Here is a 19,972-nt window from a genome sequence, read left to right as displayed (position 1 = left end):
AGTGCTTACTTGCGGGTGCGCGCAATCTGGCGCGACAGCGCGATCAGCGGCAGCAGCCCGACGGCGACAATCGCCAGCGCTGCAGTGGAGGCTTCCGTCAGGCGCTCGTCCGCGGCCAGCGTGTAGGTCTGCGTGGCAAGGGTGTCGAAGTTGAACGGCCGCATCACCAGCGTGGCCGGCAGTTCCTTCATCACATCGACGAAGACCAGCAGACCTGCGGTAAGCAGGCTGCCGCGCAGGATCGGCGCGTGCACCCGGCGCAGGATCGCGAAGGCGCCGTCGCCGAGGCTGCGTGCTGCTTCGTCCATGCTGGGCGTGATCTTCGCAAGACTCGCCTCGACAGTTTGCAGTGCCACTGCGAGAAAACGCACCAGGCAGGCATAGACCAGCACGGCGATGCCGCCGGTCAGCAGCAAGCCCGGGTTGTGACCAAACCACTGTTGCCATTGCAGGCCGAGCCAGGTGTCGAGCCGCGTGACCGGAATCAGCACGCCGACCGCGATCACCGCGCCGGGCACCGCATAGCCGAGGCCGACGATGCGATTGAGGCCCTGCGACAGCCAGGTCTTCGACACCCGTGCCGAGTACGCAAGCAGCAGCGCGAGCAGCACCGCCAGGGCGGCGGTGGTCGAAGCAAGCACGAAGCTGTTGCGCGCCAGTGTCAGGAATCGAGCGCCAAACTGGGCGTCGCCTTCGGTCAGTGCCATCTTCAGCAGCAGGCCCGCAGGCAGCAGGAAGCCGGCCGCCAGCGGTAGCACGCAGGCCAGTACCGCAGCTGCCGCAGCCGGGCCCCGCAAGCGGGTACGCATCGGCGGGCGGTTTCGGTTGCCGGCGTTGTGATAACGGGCGCGACCGCGCGTGAAGCGCTCCAGCGCAATCAGCAGCAGCACGAAGCCAAGCAGGATCGCGGCGAGCTGGGCGGAGGCTACACGATCACCAAGCGAGAACCAGGCTCGGTAGATGCCGGTGGTAAAGGTATCCACCGCGAAGTAGGCCACGGTGCCGTAGTCGGCCAGCGTTTCCATCAAGGCCAGCGTAATGCCGGCGGCGAGCGCCGGCCGCGCGAGCGGCAGCGAGACGCTGAAGAACGCGCGCCACGGCCCCAGGCCCAGTGTACGCGCGGCCTCCAGCACACCGCCGGCGCGCTCGATGAAGGCGGTACGCGCGAGCAGGTAGACGTAAGGGTAGAGCACGCAGACGAACATCGCGATCGCGCCGGGCAGCGAGCGCACATCCGGAAACCAGTAGTCGCCGTGTGACCAGCCGAAGGTGTTGCGTAGCGCCGTTTGCACCGGCCCAACGAACTGCAGCAGGTCGGTGTAGACGTAGGCCATCACATAGGCGGGCACCGCCAGCGGCAGCACCAATGCCCACTCGAACACGCGCCGCCCCGGGAAGTCATGCATCGCCGTGAGCCATGCCGTCGCGGTGCCGACAATCGCGACACCGCAACCGACCCCGACGCACAGCCGAAGCGAATTGCCGATGTAGTCGCCCAGCACCGTCTCGCTCAGATGCACCCAGGTCGCGCTGGTGCCACCTACCAGCAGGTTGAGGCCCACGCTTGCAACCGGCAGACCGGTCAGCAAGGCGATGACGAGGGCAATCGCGACGAGAGGGGTGAGAAAACGCGAAGCGAGCATGGGCGCAAATGCGAATTATAATCGATACCCATGTTCCGACTCGAACTCAAAGCCGTCGTTCAGCGCTACGGCGCGCGCACCGTCGTCAATGGCGTCGATCTGAGCCTCGCCGCTGGCCGCATCGCGTGCCTGCTGGGGCCCTCGGGCTGTGGCAAGACCACCCTGTTACGTTGCATCGCGGGCTTCGAGCCGATTGCTGGCGGCGAGATCTGCATCGACGGCAAGCGTGTCAGTGCCCCCGATTACCGCGTCGCGCCCGAGGCGCGTCAGATCGGCATGGTGTTCCAGGACTACGCGCTGTTCCCGCACCTCGATGTGTCGCGCAATATTGCCTTCGGCATCCGCGCCTTGCCGGCCGAGGCACGCGCGGCGCGTGTCGCCGAGTTGCTGCAACTGGTCGGCCTGCAGGGGTACGGCGCGGCCTACCCGCATGAGCTCTCGGGTGGTCAGCAGCAGCGCGTGGCGCTGGCTCGGGCTCTCGCACCGAGACCGCAGCTTGTGTTGCTCGACGAGCCGTTTTCAAGTCTTGACGTCGATTTGCGCGAACGGATCGCCGCCGAGGTGCGCGACATCCTGAAGCGCGAAGGCGCGACGGCCTTGCTGGTGACGCACGACCAGCATGAAGCCTTCGCGATGGCCGACGAAGTGGGCGTGATGGCCGAGGGCACGCTGCGCCAGTGGGACACCCCCTACAACATCTACCACCGCCCGCGCGATCGCTTCGTTGCGGATTTCGTTGGTCAGGGCGCCTTCCTGCCAGGCCGTGTGGTGGATGCGCGCAGCGTCGACATCGAGCTTGGCCGTCTGCGTGCAGCCGAGCCGATCGTGTGTTCGCGCGACGGGGCGCTGTGCGAAATCGACAGTCAGGTGGATCTGCTGTTGCGCCCGGACGACGTGGTGCACGACGATGCGAGCGACTTGCGCGCGGAAGTGGTTCAGAAAGCGTTCCGCGGTGCCGATATTCTCTACACCCTGCGTCTGGCGAGCGGACGCGAAGTGCTCTCGCTGGTGCCCTCGCACCACAACCATGCCCTCGGTGAGCTGATCGGGATCCGCCTCGATGCGGATCATGTGATCGCATTCCGGTCCGACTGATTCGGGTGTGGCAGCATGCTTCGCGGTGGCCGACGCTGGGGTGTTTGCGGAGGCGTGATGCACTTGGGGTGGCGATGGGGGGTGAGGGTTTGCGGCATGCTGGCGCTGTGCGGCGGCTTGCTAGCACCCGTGGTGGGCGCGGCGGCCGCGTCGCAGTTGGACAAGGTTCGCGCGAGCAAGACCCTGCGGGTATGCATCTGGCCCGACTATTACGGACTCAGTTTCCGTAACCCGAAGTCGGGCGTACTGAGCGGCCTCGATACCGACATGGCGCGCGAATTCGCGCGCGACCTCGGGGTGACTTTGCAGTTCGTTGACACCACCTTCGGCCGCTTTATCGAAGACCTGGATGGCGACCGCTGCGACATCGCGATGATGGGGGTGGCAGTGACGCCTCAGCGGGTCGAGAAGCTCGCTCTCTCGCGGCCCTACCTGCGCGGCGATGTCTATGCGGTGACAACGCGGCACAACACGCGCGTGCGGAGCTGGCAGGATATCGATCGCCCGGGCACCCGCGTCGCCGTGCTTGCCGGGACCTATCATGAGCCGCTGATGCGGGAGCGCCTGCAGCAGGCAGAGCTGGTCGTGATCGTGCCGCCGCGGACGCGTGAGGCGGAGCTGGAGGCTGGGCGCGTTGACGTGTTCATGTCGGACTTTCCCTTCACCCGCAAGATGCGCGACAACCACGACTGGGTGCGCGTGTTTGCGCCGCCGACGCCTTACTTCATGGTGAATGCCGCCTACGCGGTGAAGCAGGGCGACAGCGCCTGGCTGCAGCGTGTGGACGCCTTTGTCAGCGCCATCCGCGCGGATGGCCGGCTCCTCGCCGCCGCGCAGCGGTACGGGCTTGAGCCGATGATGATCAAGGACTGATCGGGTGTCGCAAATCAACCTTCTGCGCTCGCCGGCATGGCGTTCCGACCCACGCCGCAGCTGTGCTGGAGTTGGCGATGAGCACTGAGCCGCGACAGGGCTTGCGCGCGATACGCCTGCCGCGTGGCATCGGTGCGGTGCTGGTCGCCTTCTGCCTGTTCGGCCTGATCGCGGTGCTGTATCACGCCAACCGGCTGCGCAACGAGGCGGTGCTCACGCATCGTACGCTCGCGAGCAACGTGGCCCGCGTGGGCGAGTATCAGGTCACGTTGATGATGCAGATGATCGACCGCCAGCTCGACGCAAGCCTGGTCGGCTGGCGCGAACAGCCGGGCAATCAGGCGGATGCCTTCGAGGCCCAATTGCAGGGCGCGATCAACGGCTTGCCGGCGATTCGTTCGCTCGCGATCGTTGCCAAGGATGGCCGCATCCTCGCCAGCTCTGCGCCTGGGGTGCGCGGGCGCAGACTCGACGCGGCGGCGGTGAGGGCGATCGGCGGCGCCAGCGACGCGACGCTGTTGCGCGTTTCCGGCGTGTGGATCGGGCGCGACCTGGGCGACGGCGAGCCGTCGCCGGGCCCGGTCGATGCGCGCGCATCGGCGTATTTCTTTACCGTCGCGCGGCCGCTGGTCGATGCTCATGACGAGGGATACGTCGTTGCAACGATCAATCCCGATTACTTCGTCAATCAGCTGGCCAGCGCTGCTGCGCGTGAGGACTTTCTCGTGTCGGTGTCGCGTTACGACGGCTTGATGCTTCTGTCGACCGCACCTGAGCAAGCGGCGCCCGGCACCGACCAGTCCGCGGACCCACTTTTCAGCAAGCTGCTGCTGGACCGCGAGATCGGCCTCGCCACGGGGGCCGACCCTGCGGTGTCCCGCGCATACCATGCTTCGCGGCTCTATCCGCTGGTCCTGCAGGTCCGCTTCACGCAGGACACGATCCTGCACGACTGGCGCCGCGAGATGGGCAACCTCGCCGCGATGAGCATCGGCGCCCTGGTGTTCGTGCTGGTGTTCGGCGGCTTGGTGCACCGGCTGCAGGTGCGCCGCGAGCGTGAGCAGATGGCCGCGCGGGATGCGCTGGAGCTGGCGGCCAGTGTGTTCGACGCCGCTTTCGACGGCATCATGATCACCGATCCGCAGTGCCGGATCCTGCGTGTCAACCGCGCCTTCACGCAGATCACCGGCTACACCGAAGGCGAAGTGGTCGGCCGTACGCCGCATGTGCTGTCGTCGGGCCTGCACGAGGCGGACTTCTACCGCGAGCTGTGGCAAACGATCAACCGCGAGGGCCGCTGGCAGGGCGAACTGATCAATCGTCGCCGGTCCGGCGAGCTGTACCCGGAGCATCTCGCGATTTCGGCGGTGAAGGATGCCCAGGGGCGCGTGTGCAACTACATCGGCACGTTCAACGATGTGACCGAGCGCCATCGCAGCGAGGCCGCGCTGCGCTCTGCAAAAGAGGCGGCCGAAACCGCCAACCGCGCGAAGAGCCACTTCCTCGCCACCATGTCGCACGAGATCCGCACGCCGATGAACGGCATCCTCGGCATGGCGCAGTTGCTGCAGATGCCGGACCTGAGCGACGCCGAACGCGAGGAGTACGCCCGCACCGTGCTGAGCTCCGGCGAAACGCTGCTCACCTTGCTCAACGACATCCTCGACCTGTCGCGCGTGGAGGCGGGGCGGATGGACCTCAACCCGACTGCGTGCATGCCGGCCGTACTGCTCGACGAGACCTCGGCGCTGTTTGCTGATGCCGCGCAACGCAAGGGCCTCTCCATCGAAACGCATTGGTCGGGCGATGCGCTGGATACCTTCTGGCTCGATCCGGTACGTCTGCGCCAGATGCTCTCGAACCTGATCAGCAACGCGATCAAGTTCAGTGTCCGCGGTGTGATTCGCGTCGAGGGCGAAGTGCTGTCGCGTGAGTCCGATACCGTGCAATTGCGCTTTGCGGTGACCGACTGCGGCATCGGCATCGCACCGGACAAACTTGGCATGCTGTTTCAGCCGTTCAGTCAGGTCGACACCGCGGCGACCCGTTCGGCGGGTGGCAGCGGACTGGGGCTTTCCATCGTGCGCAGTCTTGCTCTGCTGATGGATGGCGATGTGGGCGTGAGGAGCGAGCCCGGCGAGGGCGCCTGCTTCTGGTTCCGCATCCAGGCGCGATTGCATGGCGCGGCCGCCGCCGCCAGCCCGGCGCTGCGCCCGGCATTGCAGTCGCTGCCGCATTCACACGGCGAGGATGAGGCGCCACTCATCCTGGTGGTGGAAGACAGTCCGACCAACGCCAAGGTGATCGAGACGATGCTGCTGCATCGGCACTATCGCGTGATGGTTGCCGGCGACGGACTGCAGGCGGCAGACCTGCTCGCACAGGGTCACTCGCCGGATCTGATCCTGATGGACTGCCAGATGCCGGTGCTCGACGGCTTCGCGGCGACGCGGCGCATCCGGGAATGGGAGTCCTCGCTCGGTCGCGAACGCGTGCCGATCGTCGCGCTGACCGCCAACGCCTTCGCCGAGAACCGTGCGCAGTGCTTTGCCGCCGGCATGGATGACTTCCTCGCCAAACCGGTGGTGCTCAAGACCCTGCTGGAAGTGCTTTCGCGCTGGTTGCCGCAGCGCGAAACGGTGGCCAGCGATGCTTGATCTCACGTCGATTCTCTTTGCCACCACGCTGGTCGCGCTGTGCATGGGGCTGATGCTGCGCGTCTTCATTCGTGGTTTCGATCCGCTGATGCGCGGTGCGCGCCCGATTGCGTGGGCCTGCCTGATGCTGGCGTGTGGTTCAGCGGCGAGTGCGCTGCGCGTGCTCGGGCCGGCGTGGTTGTCGCTCGCGATCGTGCTGGGCAACTTTGGCACGCTCGCCAGTCAGGGGCTGATACACGTCGGGCTCTGTCGCCTGATCGATCGTCACGCGCGTCTGCCCTATATCGGCGCGGTGCTGGCGTGCAGCTTCATCGCGTCGGTCTGGTACACCTTCGCGATGCCCAGTTTGATCGGGCGTGTCGCGGTACTCAGCGTCGGCCTCTTGGTCACGGTCTTGCTGACCTTGTGGGAACTGTATTGCAGCCTGCGCCTGCGCCGCTCGGTCGTGACCCTGGGGTTGATCGTCACCCTCGGTGTTCTGGCCGCGACCCTTGCCTTGCGCGCCGCGTCGGTATGGGTGTTCCGCGACGACTTCGACCGCTTCTATACCGACTCGCCGCTGCAGCCCTTGCTGCTGGTGGTGGTGATGATCACACTGGTGCTGGGCATCCTGATGTGCATGATGCTGCTCGGCGAGCGTGCGCTTCAACGCCTGCGCGAGAACGCTCGCCGTGAAGACTTGCTGACCGGCCTGCCCAACCGCCTTGCCGCCGACGAGGCGATCGAAGCGGCGCTCGAGCGCAATGCACCACGCGGTCGGCCGACGACCGTAGTGCGGGTGGATCTGGATAACTTCCGCCAGTTCAACGACTGGTACGGCCACGATGTGGGCGACGCGGTGCTGCGCCATGTCACCACCTGCATCCGCAACGTGATGCCGCGCAGCTGCCTGCTCGCACGATGGGGTGGCAAGGGCTACATCGTGGTGATGCCCGATGCCGGGCCGGAGATCGGTGCGGGGCTGGCGCGCGACATCGTGCTGGAGATCAGCCTCAGCCCGCTCGAACTCGGCCACTTCGACATCGAGATCGCCGCCTGTGCCGGGGTTGCCTGTTCCGTGCGCAGCGAGTCGACGACCGACGCCTTGATGCTCAGTGCCGAAGCGGCGCTCGACCATGCGCGTCGCAACCCGGACGGCACCGCTGGCGTGCGCGAACTTGACTGAGCCCCGCGCGGTACGTCGCTGCGGCCGGTAAGATCGACGCTTACCCCCGGCCGGTGAGCCCATGTCCACACATCCCGCCCAGCGTTTTGAAAACTTCGCGCAGCTTGCGCTGACAATCGGCCTCGTCGCCGGCTGCTGGCTCGTGCTCGCCCCCTTCATCGTCACGATCCTGTTTGCCACGGTGGTGGCGCTGTCGACCTGGCCGCTCTACGCGCGCGTGCTGTCCGTGCTGCGCGGTCGGCGCGCGGTGGCGGCGGCCGTGATGTGTATCGCCTGCGTGCTGGCGATCGTGGTGCCGGTGGTGGTGGTCACCAGTTCGGCGGCCGATGGGTTCCAGTGGCTGTTCGGCCTGATTCGGCTGCGTCTGGACAACGGCCCGCTGCAAGTACCGCAATGGGTGCGTAGCCTGCCGCTGCTGGGGGACTCGTTGGCGACCTACCTGCAGGCACTCCTGAGCAGCCGCGAAGCCATGGTCGGCCTCGGGCAGAAGCTCATGGAGCCGGCGCGTGCATTCGGTTTGAAGGTCATCGCTGCGCTCGGTGTGGGTGTCGTACAGGTGTCGCTCGCGGTGTTCGTACTGTTCTTCCTGTACCGCGACGGTCTGGCGCTGCGTGATGCAATCGAACGCATGGTCGAACGACTCTACGGCGAGACGGGCCGCGAGCTGCTCACCACTGCACAGAAGACGGTATTCGGCGTGATGCTGGGCATGGTTGGCACCGCGCTCGCCCAGGCGCTTGTCGCGGCGCTCGGCTTCACGATCGCTGGCGTGCCTGCGCCGGTGTTGCTGGCCTCGCTGGTCTTCCTGCTGTCGATGGTGCCGGTCGGTCCGCCCCTGGTGTGGGGGGGTGCGGCGCTGTGGCTTTACGACCGTGGCGAGCTGGGTTGGGCGATCTTCATGGTGTTGTACGGCGTGCTGGCGATCAGCTCGGTCGACAACATCGTCAAGCCATTGCTGATCGCGCGCACTTCGAGCCTGCCGCTGCTGGTCGCGGTGCTCGGGGTGTTCGGCGGCGTGCTGGCGTTTGGTCTCGTTGGACTATTCCTCGGCCCGACGCTGCTCGCGCTAGGGATCAGTCTGACGCAGCGCTGGCTCAAGTTGCGCGACGCCACCGCGCACTGACACTGCGATCTGCCGCCATGCAAACGAACGGAGCACTAAGATGAAGCACGCACTGATCGCCCTCACTCTTGCCGCACTCGTCGGCGTGGCCGTGGCTGCGCCGCTGCCCGAAGTAATCAGCTACAAGAATCCGTCATGCGGTTGCTGCGGCGGATGGGCCGCGCATATGCGGCAGGCCGGCTTCAAGGTGACCGAGAAACCAGTCGAGGACATGGACGCGATCAAGCGGCGCCTTGGCGTGCCGGCCGCCGCCGCGTCCTGCCACACCGCCACTGTCGGGGGCTATGTTGTCGAGGGGCATGTTCCCGCTGCCAGCGTCAAACGCCTGCTTGCCGAGAAGCCAAAGGTCACCGGCATCGCTGCGCCGGGTATGCCGGCTGGCTCACCCGGCATGGAAGGCGGCGCCGAGCCGCCGTACGAGGTCGTCAGCTTCACGCGCGAAGGCGCGCTGAAGCCGTACGCCCGCTACGTCGGTACACGTCCGCAGTAAGCGCGTTTCCCGCGGCCGCGCGGCGTGGCGGCGTTGTTTCGCTTTGCATTCCGTGAGCATCGGGTCTAGCTTGGAGAATCCCCTCCCCGGCAGACGCACACATGCTCAAAGGCGACGCGGCGCCCGCATCGGGCACGGCATCAAGCGGTTCGCGCGTTTCCGCACGCGGCGTGCTGTTCGTGTTCAGCCTCGTGTGGCTGGTGGCGAGCACCGCGCTCGGGCTTACCCAGTCGCTGCGGCCCGATCCGCTCACCGCACCGGAGTTCATGACGCTGGATTGGTGGCGTTATCCAGTCGAGCGCAACGCCGCGCTGCGCTTGCCACTGATCGGCGGCACCTTGCGTGGCCTGCATGTCGCCAGCGATGGTGAGCAACTCTGGGTGGTCGGCGACGCCGGTCTGATCCTGCATTCCATCGACGCCGGTGCCAGTTGGTCGCGCCAGCGCTTGCCGGGTGACACCAGCGCGCCGGAGCCCGGCAGCGAAAGATCGGCCGCCAAGGGGGCATGGCTCGGCGTGATTGGCAGCGCGAACGCCGCCGCAAACGCCTACGATCCGAAACAACAATCCGCGCAGCAACCGATCGACAGCGCGCTGCAGAGCAAGGCGCCCGACAAGGCGCAGGGCGGTGTCGTAGGGCCCCTGTTGAACGAGAGCGAGATCCGCTTGCTGGGCGAGCCGGTATCGCCGAACGCCGCGCCGCGCAAGAACCCGAAGGCGGGAGACGCCCCAACCACCGTCACACCGCCGCCGGTACAGCAGCAAGTCGCACCCGCCGCGGTGCAATCGGCACCGCAGCGCGCGGCCGAACGCCCTGTGGTGGTATTGCCTCCCGATCTGAACACGATCGCCTTCGATGCGAGCGGGCGGCGCGGCTTGCTGGGCGCCGCCGACGGGACTTTGTTCGGCACCCGGGACGGCGGCACCAACTGGGAACCGCTGGTAAAGATCGGCAGCGCCATCCTGGCCGTAGCGCTGCGGCCCGACGGGCAGCAATGGATGGTGAGTCGCAGCGGGGCGTTGTATCTATTCGAGGCCGCGAGCAACAGCTGGCGTGTGCGTGCCGAGTTGGGCGCGCTGGCGGACGCCGCGATCGACGCAGCGAGCGGACGGGTGCTGATGCTCACGCAGGGGGCTCGCATCTTCGACAGTGTCGACGGCGGTGCGAGTTGGCGCGAAGCGGCTGCCCCACTCGGTGGCCGCGGCCGCATCCTGCAACTGCGTGCCGATGGCGAAACCTGGGGTGGGCAACGCGGTGTCTGGTTGGTGCGTAGCGCGGCCCTGCCCTATGCCTTGGGTGCCCCGGTTGGCACCCAAGTGCCGGATGTGGCACTGCGTGCGGTACGCAGTGGTGGTGGTCGCATGTTCGCCGTGGGCGAGTCCGGCAGCATCTTCCGCCAGCTGCAGGGGGCAGCCCAGTGGCAGGCGCTGTCGGCCGGCGCGGTGGGGGCGCTGCGCGAGATCCGTGTCACGGCCGGGGGTGCGGGCAGCGCCGTCGGTGCCGGCGGCATTCGTTACACCACGCTGGATGGCGGGCTGCACTGGCAGCCGCAGGGGGCGCGCTACCAGCGTTGGCCGGCGCCTTGGCTGTGGGTGGCATGGGTGGTTGGCTTGCTGGGGCTCGCCGCCGCCGCGCTGCGACGCCCGCCACCACAGTCGAACGCAGTGACCGACACGGCGGCGGACGCTTTCGTGTCCGACAAGCCCCTCGCCGCCGCACGCGAGGACCGCCTCGACTTTGCGCCGCTGGCGTGGGGGTTGTCGGCCTTCCTGCGCAACGAGAAGACCGATGCGCCGCTGACGATCGCGATCACCGGCGATTGGGGGAGCGGCAAGAGTTCCTTGATGGGGCTCTTGAAGGAGGATCTGTCGCGCTTCGGTGTGCGCTGCGTGTGGTTCAACGCCTGGCACCATCAGAAGGAAGAGGCGCTGCTGGCGGCGCTGCTGACGTCCATTCGCGATCAGGCGATTCCCGGCTGGTTGAGTCTCGAGGGCTTCGAATATCGCGTGCGTCTGCTGTGGACCCGCGGCCGCCGCTACTGGCCGATGTCGCTCGCGGTGGCGTTCTCGGTCGGGCTGTTCGGGTGGACCTTGACCCACCCCGGCACGGTGCTCGACAACTGGCTCACGCTCGCCAACGACCTGTGGTTCGCGCTGAGCGACGACAAGGTCAAACCTGACCCGGATTCCTTCGTGTCTCGCCTGCGTGCGATGGGCCTTGCGGCCGGTGCGTTCGCCCCGCTGGTTGGCGCGCTGCTGCGGATGCGGGCATTCGGCGTGGACCCGGCCTCGCTCGCGGCGTCGATCTCGTCGCGCGCCTCGGTGAAGGATCTCGGTTCCCAGGCGAGCTTCCGGCAGAAGTTCGCAGAGCAGTTTGGTGAGGTGACTGCCGCGCTGGAACCGCGCACGATGCTGGTCCTGATCGACGACCTTGATCGCTGCAAACCTGAAGCCGTGCTTGAGGTGATGGAGGCGGTGAACTTCCTCGTTTCGTCCGGGCGCGTGTACGTGGTGCTCGGCATGGCCCGTGCGCGCGTCGAAGCCTGCGTCGGGCTCGCGTTCGAGAAGGTCGCGCATGAACTGGTCGAAGCCGAAAGCGCCAAGGCCGCGGCCGAGTTGCCGGGCGAGGACAAGGATGCGCGCGCACGCCGGGTGCGGCGTGAATACGCGCAGCAGTACCTCGAAAAGCTCATCAACATCGAGGTGCCGGTTCCGAGGCTTGACCCGACACGTAGTGCCCATCTGCAGGATGAAGATCGCGCAGACGCCACCGGCTTCGCGCTGCCCCAGGCCGCGCGCCGCGTGTGTCGTTTGTGGCCGGTACTGATCGGTGTTTGTGCGATCTGGGCGGGCGCATGGTTGGGCTCACAACTGCCTGCGGCGGTGCAGCGCACGCCTGATCTTGCATCGGCACCGGTGGTCAAGGTCGTGGCGGGCACGCCGGCATCTGCGAAGCCGCCGGCAGCGAGCGTAGCGCTGCCGACCGAGCAGCCACAGGGGCCGGTGTTCTTCATCGCGGCCACAACGCCGCAGAAGGCGTGGGGCAGCGCAGCGCTGCTGTTGCTGATCACGACCGTGATGGCGGGCCTCGGCCTGGTGCGGCGCCCAAGCCCGGTGGTGCGCGATTCGCCTGCCTTCCGCGACGCGCTGGCAATCTGGAATCCGGTGGTTGCGACGGCGCTGCGCACGCCGCGCGCGGTGAAGCGCTACCAGAACCGCGTGCGCTACCTCGCAATGATGGCGCGCAACAGCCGCCGCGCGCCCACGCTGCGCGACGAACTGCGCATGTGGTTGCTGCGACGCCACGAGGCGCTCGTGCCGCTGGCGAGCAGCGATCCGTCGCCGGAACTGGTCGCAATCGGTGCGCTCGACAAAGCAGTGGCGGGCTGGGAGTCGGCCGGCAGCCCGGCCGAAGTCCTTGCGCGCGTCGAATCGACCGAGTTGCGTGACGCGCTGAAGGCGGCATTCGACGCGCATGCCAAGCGTTTTGATCTGGCCGCTGTGCGCAGCTTCGTGCCGCAGTTCCGCCGACTGGCGACCGGCGTGCGGATGGAGGCGGCGCCATCCACGGCACCGACCGGGGCGCCGGTCGCGAAGATGTAGCGCAATGAGCCATGCGATTGAATCAGGTCTTACATCTGACTGTTGACCTCGCTTAAAAGGGGCGGCCAACCCGAGGACTATCGTCAGCGCAACGGTGTTTCGTCATCACGCCAACTGGCGCCTGACGGATCGACCGTCAGTGACGCTCGCACGCGCCGGGGCTCAGTCTCCGAATTCGCCCCCCACGTCCAACGCCAGGACGGCCAGATGGTGTCAGGTGCCCTTCAGGGAGAGGGAGCCATGACCACCTATGTCTATTCGTTCGAATGCGGCGACGGCAAGAACAAGATGTTGCTCGGCGGCAAGGGCGCAAACCTTGCCGAGATGACGCAGATCGGGCTGAATGTTCCGCCCGGGTTCACGATCACCACCGAAGCCTGCCTCGCCTATCTCGAGCACGACGTGCTGCCCAACGGCGTGATGGACGAAGTGCGCGCGGCGATGCGCGAACTCGAACAGAAGACCGGCAAGGGCTTTGGCTCCGCGACGAATCCGCTGCTGGTGTCGGTGCGATCGGGCTCTGCGATGTCGATGCCCGGCATGATGGACACGATCCTCAACCTGGGCCTCAACCCCGCGACGCTGGAAGGGCTGATCCACCAGACCGACAACCCGCGCTTCGGCTATGACGCCTGGCGCCGCTTCGTCCAGCTCTACGGCAAGATCGCGCTGGGTGTGCCGGACGAACTCTTCGACGAGGCGATGAACGCCTTGAAGGCGAAGGTGGGTGCCGCGCAGGACGTGGACCTCACCGCGCCGCAATTGAAGGATCTGGCGCAGACCTATATCGGCATTGTCGAGCAGCACACCGGCCATCCGTTCCCGACCGATCCGATGCAGCAGCTGGAGATGGCGATCGCCGCCGTGTTCCGGTCCTGGATGGGCAAACGCGCGGTCGATTATCGGCGGCAATTCAAGATCACTCCCGAGATGGCCAACGGCACCGCGGTCAACGTGTGCACGATGGTGTTCGGCAACATGGGCAACGACTCGGCCACCGGTGTGGGCTTCACGCGCAACCCGGCCACCGGCGAGAACGTGATCTTCGGCGAATACCTCACGAACGCGCAGGGCGAAGATGTGGTTGCCGGCATCCGCACGCCCAAGCCGATCGCCGAAATGCAGCAGGAGATGCCCCGCCTGCACGCCGAGTTGATGGAGCTGCGCAACAAGCTCGAAGCCCACTACAAGGAAGTGCAGGACTTCGAATTCACGATCGAGAAGGGCCGCCTCTACGCGCTGCAGACGCGCAACGGCAAGATGAACGCCCGCGCGATGGTGGTGACCTCGGTCGAGATGGCCAGCGAGGGCGTGATCACTCGCGAGCAGGCGCTGCTGCGTGTGAACCCGGCCCTGCTTGAACAGCTGATGGTGCCCACGCTCGCACCTGGCGCCAATGCAGTGGCGCTCGCGACCGGGCTGCCGGCCTCGCCAGGTGCCGCATCCGGGCGCGTCGTGTTCGATGCGGATACCGCGGAAGCGCGCGGCAAGCTTGGCGAGAAGATCGTCCTGGTGCGTGAGGAGACCAAGCCGGAAGACATCCATGGCTTCTTCGCTGCGCAGGGCATCCTGACTGCGCGCGGCGGCAAGACATCGCATGCGGCAGTTGTCGCGCGCGGCATGGGCAAGCCCTGCGTATCCGGTTGCGCCGCGATCCAGATCGATGTGCATGCGCGCAAGGCGCGCGTCGGTGACGCGGAGTTTGTCGAAGGCGATGTGATCACGATCGATGGCAGCACCGGCAAGGTCTACGCCGGCCGTATCCCGACGGTGGAAGCAGAGTTTTTCGACGAGCTGCAGACCCTGCTTGAATGGGCCGACGAAGCCGCGACACTGAAGGTGCGCGCCAATGCCGACACGCCAAACGATGCAGCGCGCGCGCGCCGCTTCGGCGCAGTGGGTATCGGCCTGTGCCGTACCGAGCGCATGTTCAACGACCCCGGCCGTCTGCCAGTGGTGCAGGAGATGATTCTGGCCGACACACCGGAAGAACGGCAGGACGCGCTCGATCGCCTGCTGCCCTTCCAGCGCGAAGACTTCAAGGGCATCTTCCGCGCGATGGATGGCCTGCCGGTGACGGTGCGGCTGCTCGATCCGCCGATCCACGAATTCCTGCCAACCGCATCGCAGCTTGAATTCGAGATCGATCACCTGCGCAACCTCAAACGTGCGGTACGCGGCATGAACGAGCTGCCGGAAACGCTGCGCATGCTCGACCCCGAGCTGCATCACGCGTATGTGGACAGCCTCGATCACCTCAACGCGAACCTGGTGCAGTACGAGCAGCAGCACCGTTTCGATGCCCTGATCGCGCGGCGTGAGGCGATGCTGCGCAAGGTGCATGCCTTGCACGAAGTGAACCCGATGCTCGGCCATCGCGGCGTGCGTCTCGGGCTGACCAATCCCGAGATCTACACGATGCAGATCCGTGCGCTCTTCGAAGCGGCGGCGGGCAGCTTGCGCGAAGGCGTGACGGTCAACGCCGAGATCATGGTGCCGCAGGTATGCACCAAGGAAGAGCTGGTTCGCGTGAAGGCGATCTTCGACACCGAACTCGACCGCGTCGCGGCGCTGCTGGGTGAACGCCCGCATGTGCGCTTCGGCACGATGATCGAGGTGGTGCGCGCCTGCGTGCGGGCTGGCAGCCTTGCACGCGTGGCCGAGTTCTTCAGCTTCGGCACCAACGACCTGACCCAGGCCACCTTCTCGTTCTCGCGCGAGGACGCGGAGAACAAGTTCCTGCCCTTCTATCAGGAGTCCAAGATCCTGCGCGAAAACCCATTCGAGGTGCTGGACGTCAAAGGGGTTGGTCGCCTGATGCAGATGGCCGTGCAGTGGGGGCGTGAAGCTCGCCCAGATCTGAAGGTGGGCATCTGCGGCGAGCAGGGCGGCCAGCCGGATTCCGTGCGCTTCTGCCATGCAATCGGCCTGAACTATGTGTCGTGCTCCGCGCCGCGGGTGCCGATCGCTCGCCTCGCCGCGGCACAGGCGAAGTTGCGCGAGAAGGAGTACAGCACGAGCGTGTTCGACTAGACCGTTTTGGAAGGAGAGTGAGCGCGTTCCGACTACGGCCGGACGCGCTTCTTTTTTTGCGCTGACGAACCGGGGCACAGCGCGGAGGTCGCACTGTTGTCGCTCGCGAATGCAGAGTCAGGCATGCAACATCCAGACGGCGCGCGGCTTGCCGAAGGGCGCGATCGCCGCAGTTGCCCCGCAGGGCAAAAACCCGGAACATCCCCGCCCTTTTGGTCGACGCACGCGTTGGCCAGCATGCAGCGAACAGGCGGACAAGGCGATGGGCTTCAAAGAGACGGTTCCCGAATTCAAGATGATCGACGTGGCGAAGATCGTGCCGGACCCGGCACACCCGCGTCGTCAGTTCGATGAGGCGGGCATCAAGCGGCTGGCCGATTCAATTTCCGGTGTCGGCTTGATCCAGCCGGTGCTGGTGCAGCCGGCCGACGCCGACGGCAAGCATCGTCTGATCGTCGGCGAGCGCCGTCTGCGCGCGGCATTGTTGGCGGGCGAAGCGTCGATCCCTGCGCTCGTGCGAGCCTGCGCCCCGAACGAAACGCTGGAGGTGCAGGTCTTTGAAAACCTGGGCCAGGGCGTTCGCCTGCCGCTGGCGCCGCGCGAGATGGCGCAGGCACTGAAAACGATCGCCGGCGGTTTTGAGTCGCCCGAGGCAGCGGCCGAACACTTCGGCCAGCCGGCGACCTGGCTGGAACAGAAGACCGCGCCGGCGAACTTGTCGCCCAAAGTCGAGGCGCTGCTCGAATCCGGCCAGATCACGAGCTGCACGACTGCAGTCCAGCTCGACAAACTCGCGCAGAAGAACGAGGCGCGGCTCGATGCGCTGGTCGCCGAGCTGGAACAGGGCGAGAAATTGCCCAAGAAGGTGGTCGAAGCAGTGCTCGTCCAAGAGGGCGTGAAGCGTGGCAAGAAGAAGGCCGATGCAGACACGATCGAGCCAGCGCCGCAAACGGTTGCTGCCGCACCGAGCGTCGTTTCGCCGGTCAGCACTGTGGCCGTGCCGGCGAGCAGCGGGCGGCGCGTGAATCCCGGCAAGGTTCGTATGGTGGCGCAGATTCTCGGCCTTGATGCGGGCGACGAGGAGGCGGTGCTCGATCGCCTGATCGACGAATTCCTCGCGCTCAAGGGCGAGGGCAACCCACCCTTCTGATCCCGCGCTAAAGTGGCCCTTTGCGCGATCGCTCCCGGCGCGCCAGCCACTCAAGCATTACCGACCATGCGTATCGAAGACATCCGCGCGCGCCTTCTGGCGCACGGCGCCAAACCGATCCACGAGCAGCGCTTGCTGCGCGCGTGGGCGAACGCGCAGCCGATCGACAGCGGCCCGCACAAGGCCGAGGACTTCCTGCCACTCGCGCTGCGCAACGATCTGCCGGCCCTCAGCGCAGACCTCGCCGGCCTCGCGCGCCTGCGCTCGGAGCACCCGGGCGAGGATGGTTCGGCACGCCTTCTGGTCGAGCTTGCCGACGGCCAGACGGTTGAGAGCGTGCTGCTGCCGCGCGACGGCCTCTGCGTATCGACGCAGGTCGGTTGCGCTGTCGGTTGCGTGTTTTGCATGACCGGCCGCGACGGCCTGCTGCGCCAGGTTGGTAGTGCCGAGATCGTCGCGCAGGTCGTCCTTGCCCGCAGCAAGCGCTTCGTCAAGAAGGTCGTCTTCATGGGTATGGGCGAGCCGGCCCACAATCTCGATAACGTGCTCGAGGCGATCGATCTGCTTGGCACGGCGGGCGGCATCGGCCACAAGAACTTGGTGTTCTCGACCGTCGGCGATCCGCGCGTCTTTGAACGTCTGCCGCAGGGGCGCGTGAAGCCCGCACTGGCACTGTCGCTGCACACGACGAAGGCGGACCTTCGCGCGCAGTTGCTGCCGCGCGCGCCGCGCATCGATCCGGCAGACCTGGTGGAGATGGGCGAGCGATACGCCCGCAGCACCGGGTACCCGATTCAGTACCAATGGACGCTGATCGATGGCGTCAACGACGGCGACGACGAACTCGACGGCATCGTCCGGCTGCTGGCGGGCAAGTACGCAATTATGAACATGATTCCGTACAACACCGTGCCGGAACTCGAATTCAAGCGTCCGGCCTGGGAGCGCGCCACCGCGATCGCTCGCACGCTGCACCAGCGTGGCGTGCTGACCAAGCTGCGCAACTCGGCCGGGCAGGATGTCGACGGTGGCTGCGGCCAGCTCCGCGCCCGCGAAATCGCCAAGGGCCGCGCCGAGCGCGAACAACGCGTCGCGAGCCGGCGAATCAGCATCGTACCTAAGGCGAGCTAGTCGACGTTGAGCGGCGGCGAGGCGACGTCTCCGTCGCAATGTTGACCCTCAGCGGGTCGGGCCGTCGCTGGCGTGTTTCCCGTCGGCCCGGTGCGATCGCGACCCACATTCAGCCCCAGTGGTCGGCGGCTCGGCGAGGGGGTCTGAACCCCGCGCGAGCAGTGGCTGAACGCGGCCGTGGCGAGCAACTTCTTGAGCGTACGGACCAGTACGGCTGACCTAAATCAGACCATCGAATTTAACCCTCAAAAGTGTGTTGATATTGAGGTTCAACCTTGTTGTAATCCGCCCACGATTCATTGTGCTGAAGGCCTCGCCATGTCATGGAATGCCTGCGGGAAAATTGTGGTGCTGGCGTGTGCCGCCATGCTCAGTTTCACCGCGATTGCGGAAGAGAACGAACCGAAGGGGCCTTCTCCACAAATGCTGGAGAAGATTCGTAAGAAGAACGACGAGTGCTTCGCTTGCCACAGCGAAGAAGGGTTAAAGCACCCGCCGCAGGAAGGCATGGATCTGAAGAAGTTGCGCGGCTTGCTGCGCGACAAGGAGGCCTTCCATGCCTCCGATCACCAGCGCCTGGCTTGCACCAAGTGCCACAACGAAGGCTACGACGATTTCCCGCACGAGCCGGACGCGAAGGATTCGACCAGCAGCTGCCCGGACTGCCATCAGAAGAAGGCGGATCACGCGCAAGCGCAGTTCGACAAGTCGGTGCATGCGAAGAATCTTTCCGACAAGTTCACCTGCACGACTTGCCACAACCCGCACGTGATGCGGCGTGCCGACAAGCTGGGTGATCCGAAGAAGATTGTTGAGCAGGACAACCGCGTTTGCCTGGGCTGTCACGATTCGGACGAGCGATTCGCTCAGTTTGCGCCGGAGAAGAAGGATCGCCCGCTGATCGACGACATCCACAAGTGGCTGCCGAACACGCGGGCTCACTGGAAAGCAGTGCGCTGCGTGGAGTGCCATACGCCGGTGGTGGCGGCCAATGAGCCGATCTCGCATGAAATTCTCGACAAGAAGCGCGCCGAGAAAAAGTGCGTGGCTTGTCATAGCCGCGATACGCAGCTGAAGGTTCGCCTCTACCGCCATCTGGCGAGCGAGGAAGAAAACAAATTCGGCTTCGCCAACAGCGTGGTGCTGAACGAGAACTACGTGATCGGCGCGACGCGAAATCCGCTTGTCGACAAGCTGATGCTTGGTTTGGCTGCTTTGACCCTGTTGGGCGTATTGGGCCATGCTGCCCTGCGCGTTGTGATGCACTTCCTGCGCCGGAGAAACAAGAATGACTGATGAACGCCGTCATGATGACCGCCGGCACCAAGAGCGCCGTATTGGGGATCGCCGCAGCGGCAGCGAGGGGGTGCGGATCTACATTCTCCCGGGCTGGGTGCGTGCCTGGCACTGGACGAATGCGATCCTGATCCTCACGATGATCGTCACCGGCTTCAGCCTGCACTACGCGGACGCGAAGATTCCGGTGGTCGAGTTCTCACTCGCCGTGCGCATCCACAACACTGCTGGCGTGCTGCTGGTCGCGCTCTGGAGCTTCTTTGTTATCGCCAATGCGGTAACGGGCAACTGGTGGCAGTTCGTACCAAAGCCGCCGGGCATCCTGGAGCGCTGCATCAAGCAGACCCGCTACTACATGTGGGGTGTGTTCAAAGGTGAGCATGAGCCGTATCCGGTCACGCCGGAGGAGAACTTCAACGCGCTCCAGGCGATCACCTACTGGTTCATGATCTACATCGTGATGCCGTTACTGGTTCTGACCGGGCTGATCTTTCTGTACCCGCAATACGCGCCGAAAGAGATGTTCGGCGTCGATGGGCTGTTCCCGATCGCGGTCGTGCATTACGTGTGCGCCACGATCGTCGCGACCTTCATCGTGGCGCATGTGTATCTCTGCACCTTCGGCAAGAAAATCAGCACCACGTTCAAGACCATGATTACCGGCTGGCACGAACACTGAGCCGGTATGTTTGCAAACACCCATAGGAGAGCAAG

Annotated in this window: 13 protein-coding genes; 12 read left to right on the top strand and 1 reads right to left on the bottom strand. The window is 65.7% G+C overall.

What is annotated here, in order from left to right:
• Positions 1–5: 5 nt before the first annotated feature.
• Positions 6–1,643 (bottom strand): iron ABC transporter permease, encoded by a 1,638-nt coding sequence (locus tag HH302_RS16990; RefSeq protein WP_172203439.1) that lies wholly within the window; start codon positions 1,641–1,643, stop codon positions 6–8.
• 30 nt (positions 1,644–1,673) lie between these two features.
• Here HH302_RS16990 and HH302_RS16985 point away from each other — a divergent pair, with 30 nt between their 5' ends.
• From HH302_RS16985 to HH302_RS16930, 12 genes are all read left to right on the top strand, one after another.
• A complete protein-coding gene (locus HH302_RS16985; protein WP_172203438.1) occupies positions 1,674–2,738 on the top strand; it encodes an ABC transporter ATP-binding protein in 1,065 nt (354 codons plus the stop codon).
• A gap of 96 nt (positions 2,739–2,834) precedes the next feature.
• Positions 2,835–3,611 carry an ABC transporter substrate-binding protein gene (locus HH302_RS16980; RefSeq protein WP_172203437.1) on the top strand — a complete coding sequence of 259 codons (777 nt, stop codon included), beginning with the start codon at positions 2,835–2,837 and terminating at the stop codon, positions 3,609–3,611.
• A gap of 77 nt (positions 3,612–3,688) precedes the next feature.
• Positions 3,689–6,268 (top strand): ATP-binding protein, encoded by a 2,580-nt coding sequence (locus HH302_RS16975; RefSeq protein WP_172203436.1) that lies wholly within the window; start codon positions 3,689–3,691, stop codon positions 6,266–6,268.
• A complete protein-coding gene (locus tag HH302_RS16970; protein WP_172203435.1) occupies positions 6,261–7,433 on the top strand; it encodes a GGDEF domain-containing protein in 1,173 nt (390 codons plus the stop codon). The genes HH302_RS16975 and HH302_RS16970 overlap by 8 nt, the downstream gene beginning before the upstream one ends.
• A gap of 61 nt (positions 7,434–7,494) precedes the next feature.
• Positions 7,495–8,556 carry an AI-2E family transporter gene (locus HH302_RS16965; RefSeq protein WP_172203434.1) on the top strand — a complete coding sequence of 354 codons (1,062 nt, stop codon included), beginning with the start codon at positions 7,495–7,497 and terminating at the stop codon, positions 8,554–8,556.
• A gap of 40 nt (positions 8,557–8,596) precedes the next feature.
• Entirely contained in the window at positions 8,597–9,046 is a 450-nt protein-coding gene (locus tag HH302_RS16960; RefSeq protein ID WP_172203433.1) for a DUF411 domain-containing protein, read from the top strand.
• Between the two features lie 101 nt (positions 9,047–9,147).
• A complete protein-coding gene (locus tag HH302_RS16955) occupies positions 9,148–12,648 on the top strand; it encodes a P-loop NTPase fold protein (RefSeq protein ID WP_172203432.1) in 3,501 nt (1,166 codons plus the stop codon).
• A 240-nt stretch (positions 12,649–12,888) separates the two neighbouring features.
• On the top strand, positions 12,889–15,681 hold the full coding sequence (ppdK, locus tag HH302_RS16950; protein ID WP_172203431.1) for a pyruvate, phosphate dikinase: 2,793 nt from the start codon (positions 12,889–12,891) through the stop codon (positions 15,679–15,681).
• A gap of 262 nt (positions 15,682–15,943) precedes the next feature.
• Positions 15,944–16,831 carry a ParB/RepB/Spo0J family partition protein gene (locus tag HH302_RS16945; RefSeq protein WP_172203430.1) on the top strand — a complete coding sequence of 296 codons (888 nt, stop codon included), beginning with the start codon at positions 15,944–15,946 and terminating at the stop codon, positions 16,829–16,831.
• A 66-nt stretch (positions 16,832–16,897) separates the two neighbouring features.
• Positions 16,898–17,962: an RNA methyltransferase gene (locus tag HH302_RS16940; RefSeq protein ID WP_172203429.1), complete on the top strand. Its 1,065-nt coding sequence runs from the start codon at positions 16,898–16,900 to the stop codon at positions 17,960–17,962.
• A gap of 177 nt (positions 17,963–18,139) precedes the next feature.
• The gene (locus HH302_RS16935; protein ID WP_172203428.1) at positions 18,140–19,258 is read left to right on the top strand and encodes a cytochrome c3 family protein; all 1,119 of its coding nucleotides are present in this window, start codon (positions 18,140–18,142) and stop codon (positions 19,256–19,258) included.
• Positions 19,251–19,937 carry a cytochrome b/b6 domain-containing protein gene (locus HH302_RS16930; protein ID WP_172203427.1) on the top strand — a complete coding sequence of 229 codons (687 nt, stop codon included), beginning with the start codon at positions 19,251–19,253 and terminating at the stop codon, positions 19,935–19,937. The genes HH302_RS16935 and HH302_RS16930 overlap by 8 nt, the downstream gene beginning before the upstream one ends.
• The last annotated feature ends 35 nt before the right edge of the window (positions 19,938–19,972 follow it).

Origin of the sequence: Niveibacterium sp. COAC-50, assembly GCF_013184235.1 — a bacterium.
GTDB lineage: Bacteria > Pseudomonadota > Gammaproteobacteria > Burkholderiales > Rhodocyclaceae > Niveibacterium > Niveibacterium microcysteis.
Note: the sequence above shows the minus strand (reverse complement) of the source record. Positions and strands in the feature narration are given on the sequence as shown.

Bases quoted from the DNA above. Each gene is read 5' to 3' on its own strand.
- HH302_RS16990 (WP_172203439.1), bottom strand. From the start codon at position 1,643: ATGCTCGCTTCGCGTTTTCTCACCCCTCTCGTCGCGATTGCCCTCGTC.
- HH302_RS16985 (WP_172203438.1), top strand. From the start codon at position 1,674: ATGTTCCGACTCGAACTCAAAGCCGTCGTTCAGCGCTACGGCGCGCGC.
- HH302_RS16980 (WP_172203437.1), top strand. From the start codon at position 2,835: ATGCTGGCGCTGTGCGGCGGCTTGCTAGCACCCGTGGTGGGCGCGGCG.
- HH302_RS16975 (WP_172203436.1), top strand. From the start codon at position 3,689: ATGAGCACTGAGCCGCGACAGGGCTTGCGCGCGATACGCCTGCCGCGT.
- HH302_RS16970 (WP_172203435.1), top strand. From the start codon at position 6,261: ATGCTTGATCTCACGTCGATTCTCTTTGCCACCACGCTGGTCGCGCTG.
- HH302_RS16965 (WP_172203434.1), top strand. From the start codon at position 7,495: ATGTCCACACATCCCGCCCAGCGTTTTGAAAACTTCGCGCAGCTTGCG.
- HH302_RS16960 (WP_172203433.1), top strand. From the start codon at position 8,597: ATGAAGCACGCACTGATCGCCCTCACTCTTGCCGCACTCGTCGGCGTG.
- HH302_RS16955 (WP_172203432.1), top strand. From the start codon at position 9,148: ATGCTCAAAGGCGACGCGGCGCCCGCATCGGGCACGGCATCAAGCGGT.
- ppdK (WP_172203431.1), top strand. From the start codon at position 12,889: ATGACCACCTATGTCTATTCGTTCGAATGCGGCGACGGCAAGAACAAG.
- HH302_RS16945 (WP_172203430.1), top strand. From the start codon at position 15,944: ATGGGCTTCAAAGAGACGGTTCCCGAATTCAAGATGATCGACGTGGCG.
- HH302_RS16940 (WP_172203429.1), top strand. From the start codon at position 16,898: ATGCGTATCGAAGACATCCGCGCGCGCCTTCTGGCGCACGGCGCCAAA.
- HH302_RS16930 (WP_172203427.1), top strand. From the start codon at position 19,251: ATGACTGATGAACGCCGTCATGATGACCGCCGGCACCAAGAGCGCCGT.